Below are 18,736 nucleotides of genomic sequence, written 5' to 3' on the forward strand. Positions count from 1 at the left end.
AGGCCGCCGAAGATCAGCCCGCCCAGGGTAGCGACATCCGTGGTAAGGACCGCCAGGGGTCACGGGCCGGACCCGGCGTCACGTCGATTCGTCCCTGACCGATGCGAACCTCGAACGCCCCGCGCTCCAGTTGGAGGGCGAGGGTAGCGTCCAGGTCCCCGGCCCGCCCAGGGTCGAACATGGTCTTCAGCACCGTGACCAACGTGGCGAGGCTGATGGGGGCGCCGGCGGGCCGGGCGAGGTGCTCGCACCGCACCGGCCTCTTCCAGATCCTTGAGGCGTTGCGACAGCACGTTGGGGCCGATGTCGGGCAGATCGGCCTGCAGGTCGCCGAAGCGCCGGGGACCCAGCAGCAACTCCCGCACGACCAGCAGCGCCCAGCGTTCCCCGACCAGATCGAGGGCATGGCAGCGGCGCAAACGTCGTCGTGGACGGGCCTGGGCGGCAGTCCATCCTCAGCGCACTCAGTCCAATATTTACAACTGGGCTGAAGGTTGCAATTTGGGATCATTACGTTGTAGGCTAAACGAGCAAGGAGAAGTACGTATAGGCGCGGCTCGTCCAGAGACCCCATTTCACCGGAGGAGGACACCATGAGACAGAGCGTCGCGTTCATCGGCCTGGACCGCTTGACTTCACAGCTGCGCCGGTGAGCCGGGTCTTTCTCGACCTCGCCGTTTCGCTCGACGGCTTCGTCGCCGGGCCAGACGGGGAGGACGGCGGCCTGCACGACTGGTACTTCGCCGAGCAAGGAGCCGCCGAGGGCATCAAGCGGGAGTTGCTCGGCCGCATGGGGGCGATGGTCCTGGGCCGAACGGCCTTCGGCACGGCACCGGACGGGTTCGACACCGAGTACCGGGTGCCCCATTTCATCCTGACCCACCGGCCACAGCCGACGGTGGAACGGGGCGGTGCCACCTTCATTTTCGTGACAGACGGCCCCGAGCGTGCCCTGGCACGGGCCCGGGAGGCGGCCGGAGCCCGCGACGTGTGCGTGGCGGGCGGTGCCCAGACGGCTCAGCAATTTCTGAACGCCGGGCTGCTGGACGAGCTGCAACTCCATGTCGCGCCGGTGCTGCTGGGCGGCGGCCTCCGACTCTTTCCTGCTGGCGGCCCGCGACTCCCCTTGGAACGCCTGCGGACGGTGGAATCCGCGCACGCCACACACCTGACCTACCAGGTGGGGAGGAACGGACGGCGCCAGCCTCGTCGTGTCTGAACTCCTCTTCTCCGCGCCCGTCCCGAAGTGAACCCACTCATCCCGTCATCCCAGGAGGAGTTATGGCTCAGATTCAGGTGTATCTCGGCTTCACGGACAACTGCAAGGAAGCGATGACGTTCTACCAGCGGTGCCCGGGCGGCACGCTGGAGGTGCAGACCGTGGGCGAGTCCCCGGTGGCCGCCGACCTGCCGCCGGAGGCACAGGAGCGGGTGCTGCACTCGGTCCTCACGCTGGGCGACCTCACGCTGATGAGCTCGGACCTGGGGACGGACGTGCGCCCGAACGGGGCCGTCTCGCTGATGCTGGGCTGTACCAGCCGCGAGGAGACCGAGACGTACTTCCAGAGGCTCTCGGAGGGCGGACAGGTGACGCACCCCCTCAGCCCCTCGTTCTGGGGCTCGACCTTCGGGCACCTGACCGACCGCTACGGCTTCCAGTGGATGCTGAACTACACGCACTGACCTCCTCACCCGGCGACTTGCAGGAGCCCTCATGGTTCATCTCCAGGCGTCTTCCAGCCCCACCGGGAGCGGTGACCTCCCCCGACTCGGCGCCCCCGCTCAGCGTGCCCTCTCCCGTGCCGGGATCACCACGCTGGCGGACCTCGCCCGGCACACCGAGGCCGAGGTGGCACGGCTCCATGGCATGGGTCCGAAGGCGCTGGGGGTCTTGCGGGCGGCACTGGCCGACCGGGGCCTGGCGTTCATCAGCCCACCACCGTGACCGTCCACCCGCCTCTCCCCTGCGACATGACGCGAGGCCCCAAGACCGCGCGCTGGACCCCACCTGCCCTCACCCCGAACTCCGCTCGCGAGAGGACGTGTTATGACCGACATGGATACCGGGCCACTGAGCCCGCCACTGGGCTCCACGCAGAACCCCGACCTCCGCACGCTGGCGCGGCTGGTGGGCACCTGGCAGGTGTCCGGGGAGGCCACCGGGCAGGTCAGGTACGAGTGGACGGAGGGCGGCTTCTTCCTGATCCAGCAGTTCGACCTGCTCCACGGCGACCGAGCCATCCGGGGAATCGAGGTCATCGGACACCTCCACCCCTTCGGCGGGGAGCCGAGCGCGGACATCCACACCCGGGTCTACTCCTTCACCGACGGTCTGACACTTGATTACGTCTATGACCTGACGGGCGACACGCTGACGATCTGGGCCGGGCACCGGGGCTCTCCCAGCTTCTACCGGGGAACGTTCGGCGAGGGCGATCAGACCGTGACGGGCGGCTGGACGTGGCCCGGCGGCGGCTACCGGACGGACATGACCCGCGTGGAGTCACCGTGACAGGGGGTGGGGGCGGCCCCACCCACGCCGGAACCCGGGCCCCTCGTCCCCGTTTTGTTTTCCCGACCTTGGAGGTCCGCCCATGAGTCCCCCCGCCGAACCCCTCGCCCCGCGCGACCGCGCCGTCATCGTCATCCTGTTGATCGCCAGTTTCGTGGTCATCCTCAACGAGACGATCATGAACGTCGCCCTGCCCCGCCTGATGGCCGACCTGGGGATCACCGCGAGCACGGCGCAGTGGCTCTCGACCGCGTTCATGCTGACGATGGCGGTCGTGATTCCCGTGACCGGCTTCCTACTCCAACGCCTGAGCACCCGTGCGGTGTTCCTGACCGCCATGACGCTGTTCAGCGCGGGCACCCTGCTCGCGGCCATCTCCCCGGATTTCGTGCCGCTGCTGCTGGCGCGGGTCGTGCAGGCGAGCGGTACGGCGATCATGTTGCCGCTGCTGATCACCACCGTGCTGACCCTGGTGCCTGAACGAATGCGCGGGGCCGTGATGGGTCAGATCAGCATCGTGATTTCGGTGGCGCCCGCCGTCGGTCCGACGATCTCCGGGCTGATCCTCCAGGCACTGTCGTGGCGCTTTATGTTCCTGTTCGTGCTGCCCATCGCGCTCGCCGCGCTGGTCTACGGGACGCGCACCCTGAGGAACGTGGGCACCCCGCAGCGTCTGGCCCTGGACGTGATCTCGGTGCCCCTGTCCGCGCTGGGCTTCGGCGGTCTGGTCTATGCCCTGAGCCGTTTTGGGGAGACGCCCGGCGGCCTGGGGAACCCCGCCGTGAGCGTGCCGCTGCTGGTGGGCGGCGTGTCGCTGGCCGCCTTCCTGTGGCGCCAGGTGGTGCTGGGACGGCGGGGGGCCCCGCTGCTCGACCTGCGGGCCTTCCGCTTCCCGATGTTCACGCTGGGCGTGGGCCTGATGGTGATCGCCATGATGGCCCTGTTCGGCGGCGCGATCCTGCTGCCGCTGTACCTCCAGAATCTGCGGGGCCTGAACACCCTGCAGACCGGCCTGCTGCTGCTGCCCGGCGGCCTGCTGATGGGCCTGCTCGCTCCCTGGGTCGGCCGGCTGTATGACCGCGTGGGACCGCGCCCGCTGGTGTTGCCCGGCACGCTCCTGATGGCGCTGGTGCTGTTCGGGCTGGGGCGAATCGACACATCCACGTCCGTCTGGACGCTGCTGGGCCTGCACCTGACCCTCAGCGTGGGGCTGGCGCTGCTGTTCACGCCGGTGTTCACCTCCGCCCTGGGGCCGCTGCCGCCGCAGCTCTACTCGCACGGCAGCGCCATCCTCAGCACCCTGCAACAGGTCGCGGGCGCGGCGGGAACGGCCCTGCTGGTCACGCTGATGGCGGGCCGCGCGGGCCGTCTGGTGCAGGAGGGAACCGCCCCGACACTGGCCCAGGTGGAGGGCCTGCATCTGGCCTTTGGTGTCTCGGCCGCCATCGCCGTGCTGGCGGTGCTGCTGGCGCTGTTCCTGAAGCGGGCCCCGCAACCACAGCACGCCCCCGAACCCGACGGGGAGGCGGTTCTGGCCCAGCCTGGAGACTGAACTCCCCACCGCACGGAAGACGATCTAAACCCGGCCCTGCCATACGGTCAGGGCCATTTCACCGCCGATGAGAGGTGGTGTGCCGAGGGGCCCGGGCCTGGGCACCCCGGACGGGAGGCGGTCGGCCAGATTGCAGCAGGTATGGCCGCTCAGAGACATGACGGTGGCGCTCCCCCGACCCCATGCGTTTACTCACGCCTGAGCCCGTGTAAGGCGGAAAGACAGAACTTATTGCCGGCAGTTGCAAACGAAAGACGTTGTGCTGTTCTCCTCACCTCCCGTACGGTCCGCCTTCCTGACCCATTTGTGACGTGTAAAAAATTTGTGAGCGGCGTGAGGCGAGACTTCATAGGATAAGTGAGGGCGCCCCTCGCTTTTCCCAAGGAGTCGCATGAAAAAGCTTTCCCTCTTCACCGCCGTCTTCATCCTCGCCACCTCCGCCGCCGCCCAGACCTCCCAGGTGAGCGGGTACGCCACCCTGATCGCCATCGGCCAGGTCCGGGGCATCCAGCCGCCCCTCACCGTCGCCCGGTTGCAGAAGGTGCAGCCGAACTCCGCCGCCGCCAGGGCCATCAGCGAGAAGCTGCGGGTTTCCCCGGCCGCCCTCGCGAGCCTGCTGAAGTACGGCAACACCCTCGCCCCCACCTCGCTCGTCACCCAGGCCGTGCTGGAGTCGGCGACGGGCAAGACCCTCTTCCAGAATGCCGTCGCCGGGCTGATTCAGCAAAACCCCACCCTCGCCGTCAACACCCAGCAGAGCCTCAGCAGCCTCCTGAGTGACCCGGCGGCCCTCGCGGCGGCCAACCAGGCGGCGGCGGCTGCCGGGCAGCCCGTCACCCCGCGCGGCGGTGGGAACTGACCCTCACGGTCACCGGACAGCCAGCAAGCAGCGGGGAGGGGACGCAGCCGACGCGTCCCCTCCCCCGTTGAGGTCCGGCGTTACTTCGCCAGTGCGCGCTCCAGCACGGCCCGCACTTCACCGCCCGGCGCGACCCTCTGCGCGCCCAGGGCGCGGCCCTGCGCCAATCCCTGCGCGGTGAGCATGGCCTGCGCCCGGGCCGCCTGGGTGCCCAGCTTGGACTCGGTGCTCACCTGCACGAACGCGAAGACGGCCGTCTGCGCGTTGCCCGCCGCATCGACCCAGCTCCCCTGGCCCTTGATCGTCGCGTGATCCTGTTCCTTCTCCACCCGGCCGTCCACGTCGGCCATTTCGAAGCGGGTCGTCTTGGTGCCCTTGGGCACCATGCCGATGACAAGCTGCACGCTCCCCGAGATGCTCGCCGAACCGATCAGGCCGTTCCCCTGCTCGTCGTACTGCTTGCAGTCCAACTGCACACACCAGGACATGAAGCCGCCGCCCGCGTTCTTCAGGTCGTTGTCCGAGTACTTGGTGGTGATGCTCGCCAAGCCGTACCGCTGGCTGCCGTCGGCGAGTTTCGCCACGAACACCCAGTCACCCCGGTAGGGAACGCGGGCGTCGCTCGACTGCGTCACGCTGGCACTGGGGTTGTAGGGGTAGGACGTGTCGGGCGTGACGGTTCCGCCCCCACCGCCACAGGCCGTCAAACCCAGCAGCAGGGTTCCCAGCAGAAGAACTCTTTTCATCTCTTTTCCTCCTCAAGCAAAACGTGGGCCTGATAAGCAAAGCGGGGCGCCCTCACATCCGTCTCGAGCCGAGACAGAGCGTGAGTGGACGGAGTTAGGTTCTGAAACGTCGTCCGTCTTGGAGGCCAGAGGGCGTGCGCTACCTCATAAATATCATCGTCGAGACTCAGCCTTTTCTCCGTCAAAAATTTCTCTCTGCCTTTTGACTCCGCTCTTTACAATGACGGCACGCTGACCGCCTCTCTCGATCATGCGTCTTCATTTATGACCAGAACCTTACGCTTTCCCTGGTATCTCTGCGTACCTCTGCTGCTACCGCTCGCCTTTCCCATCCGGGGGGCCGTCACCGACCTGCGGGCCTGGCAGCTCTCCCGCCAGGCGGAGACGCGTCAGAACCTCGCGCTGTTCGACGAGGCGCTGGCGTTGCGGCGGCAGGCAGTCCTCGCCCGGCCCGGGGACGCGAGGGCGCAACTGGCGCTGGCCGAGCGGGCGCGGGGCCTGTGGTACTTCCGCGACACAGAGACGCTGCGGCGGGAGGCCGACGTCGCCTTCGGACGAGCCACCGAGTTGAGTCCCCACTGGCCGGTGCCCCACTACGAGCACGCCCGCATGTACGCCTTCAAGGCCCAGCACGCCCGCGCCCTGAGCCTGCTGGCCCCGGCCCTCGACCTCGACCCGAACAATGCCGGGTACTGGCTGGAGCGGGCGCGGCTCCTGGGGGCGCTCGGCCGGGCCACGGAGGCGCGGGCGGCCTACGGGCGGTGCCTCGGGCTGAAGTGGAGCCGCGAGTGCGAGCGGGGGGCGCGATGACGACGGCGAGCCGCGTCCTCTCCCCCACCGCCCGCCCGGCGCGGCTTCTGGAGCGCGCCGCGCTCGGCACGGCCCTGGTCACGCTCCTGTGGGGTCCCCTGGCCCAGGGCAGCACCTTCGGGTGGGGCTTTTCCGGGCTCACGCTGCTCGGCGGCCTGACGTGCCTCCTGACCCTGCTCGCCGTCGCCGCGCGAGGGCGAGTTCAGGTGGCCCAGCCCCTCTGGGTGGTGTCCGCCCTGGCGCTGCTGGCCTGGATCTGGGCCAGCGTCACCTGGGCGCCGTACACCCTGGAGGCGCAGCGGTGGGCGGGCGTGTGGACCGCCGTCCTGGGCGCGAGCCTGAGCCTGCACCTGCTGTGCCGGACGCGGGCGCGGCAGACGGCCGCCGTCGCCACGCTGCTGCTCGGCGGCGGCGCGGCCGTGGTCGTGGCCGTCTTGCAGGCACGCGGCTTCACGCTGCCGGGCTACGAGGCCCTCCCCGGCACCCCCCGGGAGTACCTCACCGGGCCGTACTTCCACCCCAGCCACTTCAGCGGCTACCTCATCCCGGTCGCGGCGCTCACCTCGACGGCGCTGCTGTGTTCGCGCCCGTCGTGGTCCACCCCCGCGCTCCTCCTGTTGCAGGTCGGGGTGCAGGTGATGAACCTGAGGACGGACGGCAGCAGCATCCCCGCCGTCATCCTCGCCGGGGTGCTGCCCATCGTGGTCTGGGCCTGGACGAAGCGCGCGTGGCTCGGCGCCGCGCTCACGGTCCTGGCGCTGGGGGGGGTGGGGGCGGCGCTGTTCGTCACGACCACCCCCACGGGCACGGCCCTCTTCAACGCCCACAAGGCCGAACTCGGCATCCACAGCCAGGACATGGAGGGCTTTCTGGCGGTCCGGCGCTCCATCCACCACTTCGGCGGGCAGATGTGGGCGGAGCACCCGGCGACGGGTGTCGGCGTCGGCCAGTTCGTCACCGAGTTTCAGAAGTACCGCCTCCCCGCCTCCGACACGCCGGGCAGTGTGGACCAGGCCTTCGTCAACTACGCCCACAGCGACTACCTCCAGATGCTCTCGGAACTGGGCACGCCCGGTCTCGCCCTCTTCCTGCTCTTCCTGCTCACCAGCGTCCTGCGCAAGCCGCGCGGTCTGGCGCCCCTGGCGTGGATCAGCGCCCTCGCCACCCTGCTGCTCACCGGCCTGTACGACAGCCACCTCACCGCGATTCCGGGGACGATGCTCGTCGCCTTCGCCCTCGCGGGCCTGCCGTCCGTGCCGGTGGAAGAGGAGACTCCAGGGGGCGGCTGAGCCGTGCCCTCCACCCGCCCGCCCCGAGCCTTTCTCGGGGTCTTTCGTGTTTCCCATTCGCTTGAGCGGGCCCCCTCCGCCTCCTGCCGTGACGATGGGCGGTCCGCCGGACAACTCCCGAACCCGTCGCCGGACCGGCGCAAGCTCCCCCAAAAGCCGCCTCACCCCGGGCATGCCGATGGGCAGTCCGGGGTGAGGCGCAGGGTCAATGTGGAAGTTGGCGGGGATGAGCGGGAACGAGAGGGTGAGGCGATCTTCCCTCCCCCTCAGTACGCCCCGGAACCCAGCAGCACGACCCGCACGGTGCGCATCAGGATCACGAGGTCGAGCCACACGCTCCAGTTGCGCACGTAGTAGGCGTCCCAGCGCTCCATCCCCGCCGTCCCGCTGTCGGAGCGGCCCGACACTTGCCACAGGCCGGTCATTCCGGGGCGGGCCGCCCAGCGCAGGTCGCGCACAAGCTGAGGCAGCTTCTGCTCGTGGTAGGCGGGCAGCGGCCGTGGGCCCACCAGGCTCATCTCGCCGCGCAGCACGTTCACGAGTTGCGGCAACTCGTCGAGGCTGGTCTTGCGCAGCAGGGCGCCGATGCGGGTGATGCGCGGGTCGCGCCGCAGCTTGAAGTGCGCCTCCCACTCCTCGCGCAGGGCGGGGTCCTCGGCCAGCTTGCGTTGCAGGACTTCCTCGGCGTTCGGGAGCATGGTGCGGAACTTCCAGGTGCGGAAGGGCCGCTCGCCCTCGCCCACGCGCTCCTGCAAGAAGAGCGGGCTGGCCCGGTCCTCCAGCCAGATCAGGAGGCCCAGCAGCAGGCACACGGGCACCCAGACCACGCTCGTCAGGCCCACCGCGAGCACGTCGAGGGCCCGCTTGGTCGCGCGCGCGAGCGGGTCGCTCAGGTTGCGCGACAGTTCCAGGCCCAGCACGCCGCCCAGGTCCCGCGTCTGGGCCCACAGCGACTGCACCCCGAAGAGGTCCGGCACGATCACCACCCGCCGGTACGAGCGCAGCAACTGCTCCAGCAGGGTGATGAGTTCCGAGCGCGACAATCCGGGCAGCGCGACAATCGCCAGGGGGGCCGAGGGCGTCACGTCCCGCCGACCGCCCCACACCGGCACCCCCAGAATCTCCCGCTCCTGCGAGAAGGCGCCGTCGTCGAACACCCCGACTGGCAGGTAGCCGAAGCTCGGGTTGGTCTTGAGGGTCTCGACGAGCATACGGCTGGTCGTCGCGTCGCCGTAGACGACGGCGGGCAGCCCCCAGGCTTTGAAATGCAGCAACAGGTGTTTCGTCAGGGACCGGGCCAGCGGGATGAGCACCGCCGCCGCCAGGAAGCCCAGCAGATGCGCGGGCAGTTCGGCCCACGAGCCTCCCTCCACGAGGTCCACCGCCAGGCCGCGCGCCGTGAACAGCAGGGCCAGGAGGGTCACGGTCAGCCGCAGCTCCTCGGGTGTGCCCAGGCCCCAACTGGGCAGCAGGCGCCGCGAAAGCGCCCCGAGCGGCCACAGGAGCAGCATGAACATGTCCCAGTGCGGGTGGGGTGGCAGATGCAGCACGCCCACGCGCAGCCACGTCACGAACCACAGGGCGAGCATGAGTGCCCCCAGGTCGCCCAGCAGCATTAAGAAACCGTTGAGAAGGCGGCAGCGCAGGTAAGGGAAGTAGGACAGCTCTCGCTTGGATGTTCTCTGGAAAGATGCGGCAATACTCATAACAGCACCTTTCTTCGCTCAGCCAATCTCACGTTATAAGCACAGGAGCGCAGCACTGGACTTACCCAAAGCTCTCTATGGGTTCGTACCCATCAGGCATAAACGGAGTGAAGGATCGTACTCGTGATCGCTGCAACCCGATGTTGCAAAGATACTTAGGGTTCAAGACGATATAACGCTGCCAAAGCCGTTTTGGTTCTTGCACAAGACGAAACAACCATTCAAGCCCGCGATCTTGCATCCAACGTGGTGCTTGCGGGAGCGTTCCGGCATGAAAGTCAAATGCAGCACCCACGGCTAGCACTGGAATGCTCAACGCTTCGCGGTACTCGTACGCCCATACCTCTTGGCGCGGGCAACCCAACCCCACAAATACTACGCCAGCCCCCGATTCATGGATACGTTGCACGATCTGCGCCTTCTCTTCCGCATTGATGCGGCGGAACTTCGATGGCTCCATACCAGCGATACGCAAACCGGGATACTTCCTTTGAAGGTTGTGTGCAAATTTCTGCAACACGTCGGTCTTGCTACCATAGAGGTAGACCGAAATACCCTCGTGGGCACATGCCTCCGCCGAGCGAAGCGTCAGTTCTGGACCATACACGCGGTCAGGAAGCTTTACGTCATGCAACCATCCCAAAGCCCAACGAACGGGTTGTCCATCGGGCACCACCAAGTCCAGTCCGTTGAGACGCCGTTGATGAATTGGGTCCAGCACACCCGTCATCACCCCGTGTACGGCGAGGGCACTTACTGCAAGGGGCAAGCGTAGCTTCGCGTTGCGCACTATACGTGCGACAGCAGTTTCATAGTCCACACCGTGAACATTGATGCCCAGCACGGAGTGTTTACCGAAGTCAAGCATGCGCTGCCCACCGCTCCAGGTTGTACTCGTACATCTCGCGCAGAATGCGCGGTACATCGTATGTAATGCTCCACTCCGGGTAATGCTGCTCAAACTTCGCCAAATCGCTGATGTACCAGATATGGTCACCGCTACGGTTGTCGTCGGTGTAGGTATACTTCAAATCGCGGCCCGTGATCTCTTGGGACATTTGAATGGCCTCTAACATAGAACAATTGCTTTCGCGTCCACCACCAATATTGTACACCTCTGCTATGCGTGGGTTCTGGGAAAAGTGGTAGAACGCTTGAATCAAATCGTGCGAATGAATGTTGTCCCTCACTTGCTTGCCCCTGTAACCGAACACCGTGTAAGGCGTACCAGTCATAGTACATTTCATTAAGTAAGCCAGGAAGCCGTGAAGCTGCGTGCCAGAATGGTTGGGCCCAGTCAGGCAGCCGCCACGAAAGATGCCCGTGTGCATGCCAAAGTACCGCCCGTACTCTTGCACCAGCACGTCTGCCGCCACCTTGGAAGCGCCGAACAGCGAGTGCTTGCTCTGGTCGATAGTCATGTCCTCGGCGATGCCCGACCAGTAGCGGTGACTCGGGTCGATTTCCCAACGCGTTTCCAGTTCTAGCAGCGGCAGGAAGTTGGGCGTATCGCCGTACACCTTATTGGTGGATGTGAAAATGAACGTTGCATCCGGTGCATAGCGACGAGTCGCCTCCAACATGTTGAGCGTTCCGTTCGCATTCACGCTGAAATCTAAGAAGGGATCGCGTGCAGCCCAATCATGCGACGGCTGAGCCGCCGTATGAATGATCAGAGTGATATCCGAGCCGTACGCCTTGTATATCTTCTCGATTGCCTCAAAATCACGGATGTCCACGTTATAATGCCTATAACTAGGTATTTCCAATTCCAAGCGGCGGCGGTTCCATTCTGTGGAAGCTTCGTCACCAAAGAAGAATTTGCGCATGTCATTGTCGAGCCCAACAACGTTCATCCCGATGGATGCAAAAAAGCGGACGGCTTCAGAACCGATAAGGCCAGCGGAACCAGTGATGATGACAGTACTCATATACTCCTCCTCTGTGTCGTTACTTGAACGACGGATTGTGATGTTTCTTGAAGGCTGATGTCGTAGGTCTTGTGGCAAAGTGATGCTGGGGCACTATTTTCTACGCTCCTTGTTGCGCTCAATGGCCAGTTGGTAGATGTCCATCAGCATTTGGTAATTCCGTTCGGCGGTGTACTTGGCTTCGTACTCTCGTCGTGCTTCGTAACGCATGGCGGCAAGAGATTCTGGATGATTGCACAGCCACTCTACCTGCTGCACCAGTGCTGCGGCATCACCAGGGGGGTACAGTAGGCCAGTACGTCCATGCTCTACTAATTCGGTAATACCGCCTGTAGATGTCGCAATCACAGGTGTTCCTTTGGCAAAAGCTTCCACCACAACACGTCCGAACGGTTCGTACCACTCAGACGGCACGACGACGACGCTCGCTTGGCCCATCAGGTCATACACTTCTTGAGGGGATTTGCGTCCTAACCACTCAATGGATGACTGCTTGGTTGCTTCTTGAACTGCTGGCTCTAAAGGACCATCACCAACGATCCGAAGCGGCAAATGTCGACCAACTGTTGCCCAAGCACGAAGAAGCGTTGCCACTCCCTTTTCCTCAGACAGCCGTCCTACAAACAATGCGTATTGCCCAGACCCCTGTCCCATGCCAGGGTCCGGCGTCACGAAGTTTGGTTTTACAACGATTTGTTCAGGGTTGAAGCCTGCCTGCACGTACTTCTGCTTCACAAACTCCGAAACAGCGATATAGATGTCCACCTGCTGCTGGTAAGTACCAAGCAAACGGTGCGAGCTTAGCATTGTTCCAACAACAGCGGAGCCGGCACGGCTACCCCGGTAACAAGCTTTTTGAATACCTGCCCACGGCACGGCACGTCCAACACAAGATTCACAAATCTGACCCTGCCGAAACAGCAAGGCATTGGCACAAATAAGGCGGTAGTTTCGAAGCGATTGAATCACAGTCGCCCCCTTTCGTTGTGCGGCATAGTAAGCCGCAGGCGAAATTAAGGGGAAAGTGTTTTGGAAGTGGGCAATATTTACTTTGTTGCGTTCAATCAGCCGAGCTATTGTGCGAGCCGAAGAGCTGTTCCAAACTGTAAACATTGCTGCTTGTGCCGACCCGATCCGCTCAATCACCTCATTGTGCACAGTGTGACGGATAACTTGGTGACCATTTGACTCTATTACGCCTGCCTCAGCACCAAAGCTTTGGTCCTCACCGCCCGGCTGCTGGTAAAAATTATGTGCCATCAGTATATTCACTTAGTAACTCCATACCCTAATGGGCGAGCACCAAGCAACCCGGTAATCATTCCTGCACCACGAGCCAAAGAAAAGAGCGCGTGTGTTGTGTAACGTGTACCAAGAGCAGCGTCTATAATGGTTGCAGCAGGAAGTAGTGCACTGCTTATGGTAATACGGGAGGTAGCATTTGCTAAGCGGCGTGGCATAGCGGGAAAAATAGGAAGAAGGTCACGTTCAACGCGCGCGATTATACTGCCGCTGCGAAATGCGCGCCGTAGTAACCAGCGTAAGGTTAGACGATCATTATTCATGTGTTCATGAATCACAGCTTCGTCCGCCCAAATCATCTTCAATCCTGCTAGGTAACAGCGAGTAGAGAAATCCGTATCCTCCCCACCTGTGCGAGAATAACGTTCATCGAAAAGGCCAACTTTTTGAAATACTTCGCGCCGCAATAACACATTGCCCGCTCCGAAAGCCTTAATGACTGTTCCTGTCGTATGTCGTTTCCTTGAGAAGAACGGTGCAATTGCCTGTACGGCTTGATCTTCCTGTGGAATGATGGCGATTACGGGACCAGCAACAGCATCCGCATTGAAGATGCGTTGTGTCTCCAGCAGAACATGCAACCACTGAGATTCAGGCACTTCGTCATCATCAATAAAAGCAATATATTCAACGTCTGCATCGATTTCCTGAATTGCTCGGTTGCGAGCTTGTGCTAAACCTGGCTGTGGCTCGTGGACATAGCGTAAGGGAAGGTGCTTTGAGTACTCCACGCACACGTCTTTAGCGCTCGCACTCGGGTCATTATCAACAACAAGAAATGTTACTCGCGCAGAAGCAGGCGCATTCAATTCTAGAAGTCCTTTAAGTAGTTTGACTAACATACTTGGACGGCGGAACGTGCATACACAAACGGCAACATATCTCATGCGGCAACTCTCGCTAAACGGAGGTGTGATGGGACTTGTCTCGAAACGAGCTTAGTTAGGCTCAAAACAAATAGAACGTGCAATATAGAATTACCAAGTACTATAGAGGATTCTGTGAGGTTATATAGTGCAAAGATAAAGGTGTACAGAAGTGGCCATAATACGTCGTTGTAACCCTCGCGCCAACTACGCAGACCCTCCGTTAAAGGTAAGCTCACACAGATTACAAATAACAGAACGCCAATGTATCCAAGGGCAAGCCATATATCAAGAAAGCCATTATGAGCATGAGGTACGGTCCAGCCAACCAAGCTCCATACTTCCGGTGCCCAGCCATCCTTCGCAGTCCAAAAGGCAGCATATCCATAGCCAATCCAGGGTTGTCGAAGAGCGTATTCTACAACTGCCGTCCAGAGCGGGAATCGACCTGTTAATGTTACATCACGACCGAACGCATCCAATAACAATTCATAGTTTTCGCTTAACCAAATTAAGGCGCCACCCCCACAAGAGATTAGCAGCACAAGTGTGAGGGAAAGCAACTGAAGGCGCTGCCGTAATAAGCGTAAAATGATCCACCAGAAGATTGTGGCTCCCAGTACAAATAAACCGGTTGCTGATGATGCCATACCTAACAATCCGAGGCTCAGCAACACCGCAAGCCACCAGTGCCGGGAGTTTTGAAGAGAGAGCAGGGCAAAAGTTATGGTTGAAATGACCGAGATACGTCCCAACATATTCTTATGCCAATAGATACCTCGCCACGCACTTCCCCTTCCATCAGGTGTGTGAGTTCCGAGTTCAGGTATAAATATAACGAATATTACACTAAGGATGGCGCCGAGTAGCAATGTTCGGCCTAACAAAATCAAAAAAGCAGACATACTAAAACGATCAGCAAGGTAGAGGCCGAAAATCGTTGTGCCAAGCAAAGCAAAGACACGTCTTATGGAAAGACTAGGGTCAATAGACCATGCACAAGATAGTAAGACCCAAACGAAGAGAGGCCAAAACCAACGTCCAGCATATAAAATTTTTGATATAGCGCTGCGTCTTAGTATTAGTAGTAGCGCAGTGATTACGTAAATACCCATTGAAATACCTTGTTGAAGGCTATCCCCACCGCCAGGTCCATCTGCTCCAGCGCTGTTGCGTAGGAGTGTTATGATTCCTCCCGACAAAAAGAGTAGAGACAGCATCACAAAAAGGTATTCACACGATTGCGCTAGCTTGCGCATCCGCTTCCTCCTTTGCAATAACGAGAACTGTGCTCCAAAGTGCAACCACTAGCACACCATCAGATGCTAGTGATGCCCAGGCAGCGCCAAGCCAACCGAAGCCGGGAAGCAGCCACAGGTTCAAGCAAATGTTCAAAGCCGCAACTCCTAATTGAATGCGACTTCGTGCACTTTGAAGACCCGCTCCGGTAAGGGTGTCGGCGGCAAAGTAATGCAATGCTTTAAGCAAGATCAGTGGGGCGAGCCACTGCAAGGTAGTTCCTGTTTCACGGAAGCTCTCCCCGAACACCAGTGACATCAACGGCGCAACCAGCCATAACCCCGCAGCAGTCAGTAAGCCATAGGCGGCAGTCCAGGGCACAAGCTTGACCGCCCATTGCAAACTGCCCCGGACGCCAATCTGCCCGCTCTTGAAAAAGCGGGCGTACGCGGCGAACAGCAGCGCACGAACAGGGGAGAAAGCAGCATCTACGATGCGGTACGCAGCGGCGTAAATCCCGGCGGCTTCCAGGCCAACGAAGCGCGAAAGCATGGTTTTGTCGATGTCGTTGTAGACCGACTGGGAACCCAAGCTGAGGGCGAAGTGAAAGCCTTCGCGCAGCTCTGAGCGCAGGGGCCTTGGGTCCAGCTTGCCCCACCCGAGTTCCCGGCGTACCCAGAACAGGGCGACGAGCGCGGTAATGACGGTGGTCAGCAAGTACAGGGTAGACCACGTAAGGGCGCTGGCGGTAATGGGGGCGACGAACAACAGCGCGGCAGCCACCAAGCGAATCACACTGAGGAGGGCTTGAATTTGCGCGGTGCGCGAAAGCTTCTCGACGGCCTGAAACGCTTGGCTGCTCACGTCCGCGAAGCGGGCAAATATCAAATCCGCCACCGCGACGGCCAGCACGAGCAGCAGCGGCAAGGTGGCGGGCAGAAACAGGCGGTACACGCCCAGCACGAGCAGCGTGAGCAGCGAGCCGGAAATCGACATCATGGCAAGGGCAGCGCCCCAGTACGTGCTGAACGCTTCACGTCGACGGGCGACGTGCTTAATCAGCAGGTTGCCGCTGCCCCAACTGGCGAACGGGGCGAGAATGGCAACCAGGGCGGTGACGGCAACAAACGCCCCGTACTCGCTGGCGCCCAGGCTGCGGGCGATGAGCAGAAAGTACAGGGCTTGCAGAACGGTACGGGCACTGAAACCGCCCATCATCCAGATCGTGTTCTTGATGAGGGGATGTTGGAAGTTCATGCGCTTAACGGGTTAACGAGGGCTGAAAGTAGGCGATGGTGGCGGTGATACCCGTGCTCAAGTCGGTTTGAGGCTGCCATTCCAACAATTCCCGTGCAATGGTAATGTCCGGCTTTCTTTGCTTGGGGTCGTCTTGCGGCATGGGCTCGAACACGATGTTCAGCGTGGGGTTAATACGGTCACGGATGATCTGGGCGAATTGCAGAATGCTGTACTCGTCAGGGTTGCCCAGATTCACCGGCTGGTGGTACGTCACCTGCATCAGACGCACGATGCCTTCCACGAGGTCGTCCACGAATTGAAAGCTGCGCGTTTGGCTGCCGTCGCCGTACACCGTGAGCGGTTTGCCCTCCAGCGCTTGATTAATGAAGTTCGTCACCACGCGCCCGTCGTCGGCGCGCATCCTCGGACCGTACGTGTTGAAAATGCGGATGATGCGGGTGTCGAGGCCCTTGTGGTGGTGGTACGCCATCGTGATGGCCTCCGCGTAGCGTTTGGCCTCGTCGTAGCAGGAGCGCGGGCCGTTGGGGTTCACATTTCCCCAGTACGTCTCAGGCTGCGGGTGGACGTGCGGGTCGCCGTACACCTCGCTGGTGCTGGCGAGCATGAACTTCGCGCCGTGCCGGTGGGCGAGGTCCAGCGCGTGCTGGGTGCCCTGCGCGCCCACCATCAGGGTTTCGATGGGGTGCTGCTGGTAGTGGGGCGGGCTGGCGGGCGAGGCGAAGTGCAGCACCCAGTCGAGCCCCGGTCCCCCGTAGGGAAGGCCGTGGCTCACGTCCGCCTGGATGAAGCGGAAGCCGGGGTGCGCCAGGAACAGTTCGGTGTTGCGCCTCTGCCCGCTGATGTAATTGTCGACGCCGACGAGTGTGTGCCCCTCCGCCAGGAAACGCTCGACGAGGTGGCTGCCGATAAAGCCCGCGCTACCCGTGATCAGGAGATTCAAACCAGCACCGCTTCCTTCTGAACCTGGACAGACTCACGGCCGATCTGCTCGACCTGGGCGGGCAGGGTCTCCCGCAGCATGTTGCGGGCGTCCACGACGAGGGGCTGCCGCATGGTGCCCACGAGGTCGCGCCAGTTGAGCAGGGCGTACTCCTCCCACTCGGTGGCGATGATGGCCGCGTCCGCACGGCGCAGGGCGGTCGCCGGGTCCGGGGCGGCAGTGTAGGTGAGGTGGCTCCACTCCCTCTCGGCGCGGGGCATCGCCACGGGGTCGTGGGCCAGGACGGTCGCGCCGAGCTGGTGCAGGCGCGCGATCAGGTCGTGGGCGGGCGCGTCGCGCAGGTCGTCCGTGTTCGGCTTGAAGGCCATGCCGAGCACCGCGATGCGCTTGCCCTTGAGGGACTTGAGGTGCCGCAGCAGCTTCTCGACCACGACGTTGCGCTGACGGTAGTTCACGTCGATGGCCGCCTGGAGGATCGGCATGGGGTAGGCGTGCTCCCGCCCGGCGCTGATCAGGCCCTGGGTGTCCTTGCCGAAGCAACTGCCACCCCAGCCCAGGCCCGCCTGGAGGAAGCGGTGGCCGATCCGCCCGTCGAGGCCGATCCCCGTCGTGACCTCTTGGATATCCGCCCCGACCCGCTCGCACAGGCCCGCGATCTCGTTGGCGAAGCTGATCTTGAGGGCCAGGAAGGCGTTGGCGGCGTACTTGATCATCTCGGCGCTTTGCAGAGTCGTCCTGACCACGGCGGGCCGGGAGTAGCTGTCCGGGCGCCCGATGCCCTGGGGGGCAGTGAAGGACTGCTCGATCAGCGGACCGTACAGCCGGGCCAGGACCTCGACCGCCTCTGGATGGCCGCCCAGCACGATGCGGTCCGGGTAGAGGCTGTCGGCGAGGGCCGTGCCCTCCCGCAGGAACTCCGGGTTGCTCGCGACCCGGTGGCGGGTCTCGTCGAACTGGGGGGCGTGGTCTTCGAGCAGGCGCTGGAGGAAGTCGCCGGTGCCGATGGGAACGGTGCTCTTGTTGACGATCACCTGGGGGCGGTCTCCCAGGTAGGCCGCGATGCTGCGCGCCGCGCCGGTGACGTAGCGCAGGTCGGGCGTGCCGTCGGGTCCGGGGGGCGTGCCGACACAGATGAAAATGACGTCGGCCTCGGCGACGGCCTGGTAATCCGTCGTCCAGGTGATCCGGTCCTCCTGGCTCGCCAGCAGCAGGTCCAGCCCCGGCTCGTGGATGGGAACCACGCCCCGCTGCAACTGGGCGATCTTGTCGGGATCGATGTCGATTCCCGTGACCCGGTAACCAAGGTGGGCGAGCAGCCCGGCCGTCCCCAGACCCACGTACCCGGTGCCCACGACAGCAATACGACTGGGAACATGACTTCTCATTCAAAAGCCTCCTCTTCACCCGTCCCTTCGGGCCGCTGGACGACCGGAGGGGGACGTGTGCCTGTGCGTGCTGCCGTCGCCATCACCCCTGACGGAGGGTGAGTCGTCGGGTTTCGACGAAAATCGAATTTCAGAGCCTAGCGTTGTCGGAAGGGGTGCCGGGGTGAGATAGGTGAAAACTCCTTAAGGAGTACCAACGTTCCAACCACCGCAAAAGGAGTCTAAATACGACCTTAAAGTTTCGCTAACGGATACTTCACAAGAGGTGATGGGGGTATTCCCGGGGCCCAACGGGGGTATTCGGTGGCTGCTTGGGGGAGTGTGAGCGCTTCGCCTCAA

19 protein-coding genes and 1 pseudogene are annotated in these 18,736 nt (G+C 62.7%); 8 read left to right on the forward strand and 12 right to left on the reverse strand.

The window, feature by feature from the left end:
* Positions 1-13 precede the first annotated feature (13 nt).
* Both DAETH_RS20575 and DAETH_RS20580 read right to left on the reverse strand, forming a co-directional pair.
* On the reverse strand, positions 14-256 hold the full coding sequence (locus DAETH_RS20575; RefSeq protein WP_264778581.1) for a hypothetical protein: 243 nt from the start codon (positions 254-256) through the stop codon (positions 14-16).
* A pseudogene (locus DAETH_RS20580) lies at positions 251-448 on the reverse strand (winged helix-turn-helix transcriptional regulator); the annotation flags it as partial. The pseudogene DAETH_RS20580 and the gene DAETH_RS20575, both read right to left, overlap by 6 nt.
* Before the next feature lie 201 nt (positions 449-649).
* Here DAETH_RS20580 and DAETH_RS20585 point away from each other — a divergent pair.
* The 6 genes from DAETH_RS20585 to DAETH_RS20610 all read left to right on the forward strand — a co-directional run bounded on the left by DAETH_RS20585 (position 650) and on the right by DAETH_RS20610 (position 4,923).
* Complete coding sequence (locus DAETH_RS20585; protein WP_264778490.1) at positions 650-1,219, forward strand: dihydrofolate reductase family protein; 570 nt, start codon at positions 650-652, stop codon at positions 1,217-1,219.
* A 62-nt stretch (positions 1,220-1,281) separates the two neighbouring features.
* The gene (locus DAETH_RS20590) at positions 1,282-1,683 is read left to right on the forward strand and encodes a VOC family protein (protein WP_264778491.1); all 402 of its coding nucleotides are present in this window, start codon (positions 1,282-1,284) and stop codon (positions 1,681-1,683) included.
* Positions 1,684-1,714: 31 nt separating this feature from the next.
* Entirely contained in the window at positions 1,715-1,945 is a 231-nt protein-coding gene (locus DAETH_RS20595; RefSeq protein ID WP_264778492.1) for a helix-hairpin-helix domain-containing protein, read from the forward strand.
* Positions 1,946-2,047: 102 nt separating this feature from the next.
* Complete coding sequence (locus tag DAETH_RS20600) at positions 2,048-2,512, forward strand: hypothetical protein (RefSeq protein WP_264778493.1); 465 nt, start codon at positions 2,048-2,050, stop codon at positions 2,510-2,512.
* A gap of 82 nt (positions 2,513-2,594) precedes the next feature.
* Positions 2,595-4,064 (forward strand): MDR family MFS transporter, encoded by a 1,470-nt coding sequence (locus DAETH_RS20605; RefSeq protein ID WP_264778494.1) that lies wholly within the window; start codon positions 2,595-2,597, stop codon positions 4,062-4,064.
* Between the two features lie 391 nt (positions 4,065-4,455).
* A complete protein-coding gene (locus DAETH_RS20610; protein WP_264778495.1) occupies positions 4,456-4,923 on the forward strand; it encodes a hypothetical protein in 468 nt (155 codons plus the stop codon).
* 80 nt (positions 4,924-5,003) lie between these two features.
* Here the strand turns inward: DAETH_RS20610 and DAETH_RS20615 are convergent, their stop codons facing one another.
* Positions 5,004-5,669: a hypothetical protein gene (locus tag DAETH_RS20615; protein ID WP_264778496.1), complete on the reverse strand. Its 666-nt coding sequence runs from the start codon at positions 5,667-5,669 to the stop codon at positions 5,004-5,006.
* A gap of 264 nt (positions 5,670-5,933) precedes the next feature.
* On the opposite strand from DAETH_RS20615, the gene DAETH_RS20620 reads away from it, so the two are divergent.
* Complete coding sequence (locus DAETH_RS20620; protein WP_264778497.1) at positions 5,934-6,479, forward strand: tetratricopeptide repeat protein; 546 nt, start codon at positions 5,934-5,936, stop codon at positions 6,477-6,479.
* A complete protein-coding gene (locus tag DAETH_RS20625; protein WP_264778498.1) occupies positions 6,476-7,768 on the forward strand; it encodes an O-antigen ligase family protein in 1,293 nt (430 codons plus the stop codon). Before DAETH_RS20620 ends, DAETH_RS20625 begins: the two co-directional genes overlap by 4 nt.
* A 266-nt stretch (positions 7,769-8,034) precedes the next feature.
* Here the strand turns inward: DAETH_RS20625 and DAETH_RS20630 are convergent, their stop codons facing one another.
* The 9 genes from DAETH_RS20630 to DAETH_RS20670 all read right to left on the reverse strand — a co-directional run bounded on the left by DAETH_RS20630 (position 8,035) and on the right by DAETH_RS20670 (position 18,397).
* A complete protein-coding gene (locus DAETH_RS20630) occupies positions 8,035-9,384 on the reverse strand; it encodes an exopolysaccharide biosynthesis polyprenyl glycosylphosphotransferase (RefSeq protein ID WP_264778499.1) in 1,350 nt (449 codons plus the stop codon).
* Positions 9,385-9,535: 151 nt separating this feature from the next.
* Positions 9,536-10,342: a WecB/TagA/CpsF family glycosyltransferase gene (locus DAETH_RS20635; RefSeq protein WP_264778500.1), complete on the reverse strand. Its 807-nt coding sequence runs from the start codon at positions 10,340-10,342 to the stop codon at positions 9,536-9,538.
* Positions 10,335-11,405, reverse strand: coding sequence for an NAD-dependent epimerase/dehydratase family protein (locus DAETH_RS20640; RefSeq protein WP_264778501.1), 1,071 nt, complete (start codon positions 11,403-11,405; stop codon positions 10,335-10,337). The genes DAETH_RS20635 and DAETH_RS20640 overlap by 8 nt, the downstream gene beginning before the upstream one ends.
* Before the next feature lie 93 nt (positions 11,406-11,498).
* A complete protein-coding gene (locus tag DAETH_RS20645; RefSeq protein WP_264778502.1) occupies positions 11,499-12,677 on the reverse strand; it encodes a glycosyltransferase in 1,179 nt (392 codons plus the stop codon).
* The gene (locus DAETH_RS20650; RefSeq protein ID WP_264778503.1) at positions 12,674-13,594 is read right to left on the reverse strand and encodes a glycosyltransferase family 2 protein; all 921 of its coding nucleotides are present in this window, start codon (positions 13,592-13,594) and stop codon (positions 12,674-12,676) included. The genes DAETH_RS20645 and DAETH_RS20650 overlap by 4 nt, the downstream gene beginning before the upstream one ends.
* The gene (locus DAETH_RS20655) at positions 13,591-14,832 is read right to left on the reverse strand and encodes an O-antigen ligase family protein (protein WP_264778504.1); all 1,242 of its coding nucleotides are present in this window, start codon (positions 14,830-14,832) and stop codon (positions 13,591-13,593) included. The genes DAETH_RS20650 and DAETH_RS20655 overlap by 4 nt, the downstream gene beginning before the upstream one ends.
* Positions 14,807-16,069: a flippase gene (locus DAETH_RS20660; RefSeq protein WP_264778505.1), complete on the reverse strand. Its 1,263-nt coding sequence runs from the start codon at positions 16,067-16,069 to the stop codon at positions 14,807-14,809. Before DAETH_RS20660 ends, DAETH_RS20655 begins: the two co-directional genes overlap by 26 nt.
* Before the next feature lie 4 nt (positions 16,070-16,073).
* Positions 16,074-17,012 carry a UDP-glucuronic acid decarboxylase family protein gene (locus tag DAETH_RS20665; RefSeq protein WP_264778506.1) on the reverse strand — a complete coding sequence of 313 codons (939 nt, stop codon included), beginning with the start codon at positions 17,010-17,012 and terminating at the stop codon, positions 16,074-16,076.
* The gene (locus tag DAETH_RS20670; RefSeq protein WP_264778507.1) at positions 17,009-18,397 is read right to left on the reverse strand and encodes a UDP-glucose dehydrogenase family protein; all 1,389 of its coding nucleotides are present in this window, start codon (positions 18,395-18,397) and stop codon (positions 17,009-17,011) included. Before DAETH_RS20670 ends, DAETH_RS20665 begins: the two co-directional genes overlap by 4 nt.
* Positions 18,398-18,736: the final 339 nt, after the last annotated feature.

Origin of the sequence: Deinococcus aetherius (assembly GCF_025997855.1) — a bacterium.
GTDB lineage: Bacteria > Deinococcota > Deinococci > Deinococcales > Deinococcaceae > Deinococcus > Deinococcus aetherius.

Coding starts and splice junctions, on each gene's coding strand:
- DAETH_RS20610 (WP_264778495.1), top strand. CDS start 4,456: ATGAAAAAGCTTTCCCTCTTCACCGCCGTCTTCATCCTCGCCACCTCC.
- DAETH_RS20620 (WP_264778497.1), top strand. CDS start 5,934: ATGACCAGAACCTTACGCTTTCCCTGGTATCTCTGCGTACCTCTGCTG.
- DAETH_RS20640 (WP_264778501.1), bottom strand. CDS start 11,405: ATGAGTACTGTCATCATCACTGGTTCCGCTGGCCTTATCGGTTCTGAA.
- DAETH_RS20655 (WP_264778504.1), bottom strand. CDS start 14,832: ATGCGCAAGCTAGCGCAATCGTGTGAATACCTTTTTGTGATGCTGTCT.
- DAETH_RS20650 (WP_264778503.1), bottom strand. CDS start 13,594: ATGAGATATGTTGCCGTTTGTGTATGCACGTTCCGCCGTCCAAGTATG.
- DAETH_RS20615 (WP_264778496.1), bottom strand. CDS start 5,669: ATGAAAAGAGTTCTTCTGCTGGGAACCCTGCTGCTGGGTTTGACGGCC.
- DAETH_RS20635 (WP_264778500.1), bottom strand. CDS start 10,342: ATGCTTGACTTCGGTAAACACTCCGTGCTGGGCATCAATGTTCACGGT.
- DAETH_RS20595 (WP_264778492.1), top strand. CDS start 1,715: ATGGTTCATCTCCAGGCGTCTTCCAGCCCCACCGGGAGCGGTGACCTC.
- DAETH_RS20600 (WP_264778493.1), top strand. CDS start 2,048: ATGACCGACATGGATACCGGGCCACTGAGCCCGCCACTGGGCTCCACG.
- DAETH_RS20625 (WP_264778498.1), top strand. CDS start 6,476: ATGACGACGGCGAGCCGCGTCCTCTCCCCCACCGCCCGCCCGGCGCGG.
- DAETH_RS20630 (WP_264778499.1), bottom strand. CDS start 9,384: ATGCTGCTGGGCGACCTGGGGGCACTCATGCTCGCCCTGTGGTTCGTG.
- DAETH_RS20605 (WP_264778494.1), top strand. CDS start 2,595: ATGAGTCCCCCCGCCGAACCCCTCGCCCCGCGCGACCGCGCCGTCATC.
- DAETH_RS20590 (WP_264778491.1), top strand. CDS start 1,282: ATGGCTCAGATTCAGGTGTATCTCGGCTTCACGGACAACTGCAAGGAA.
- DAETH_RS20670 (WP_264778507.1), bottom strand. CDS start 18,397: ATGAGAAGTCATGTTCCCAGTCGTATTGCTGTCGTGGGCACCGGGTAC.
- DAETH_RS20660 (WP_264778505.1), bottom strand. CDS start 16,069: ATGAACTTCCAACATCCCCTCATCAAGAACACGATCTGGATGATGGGC.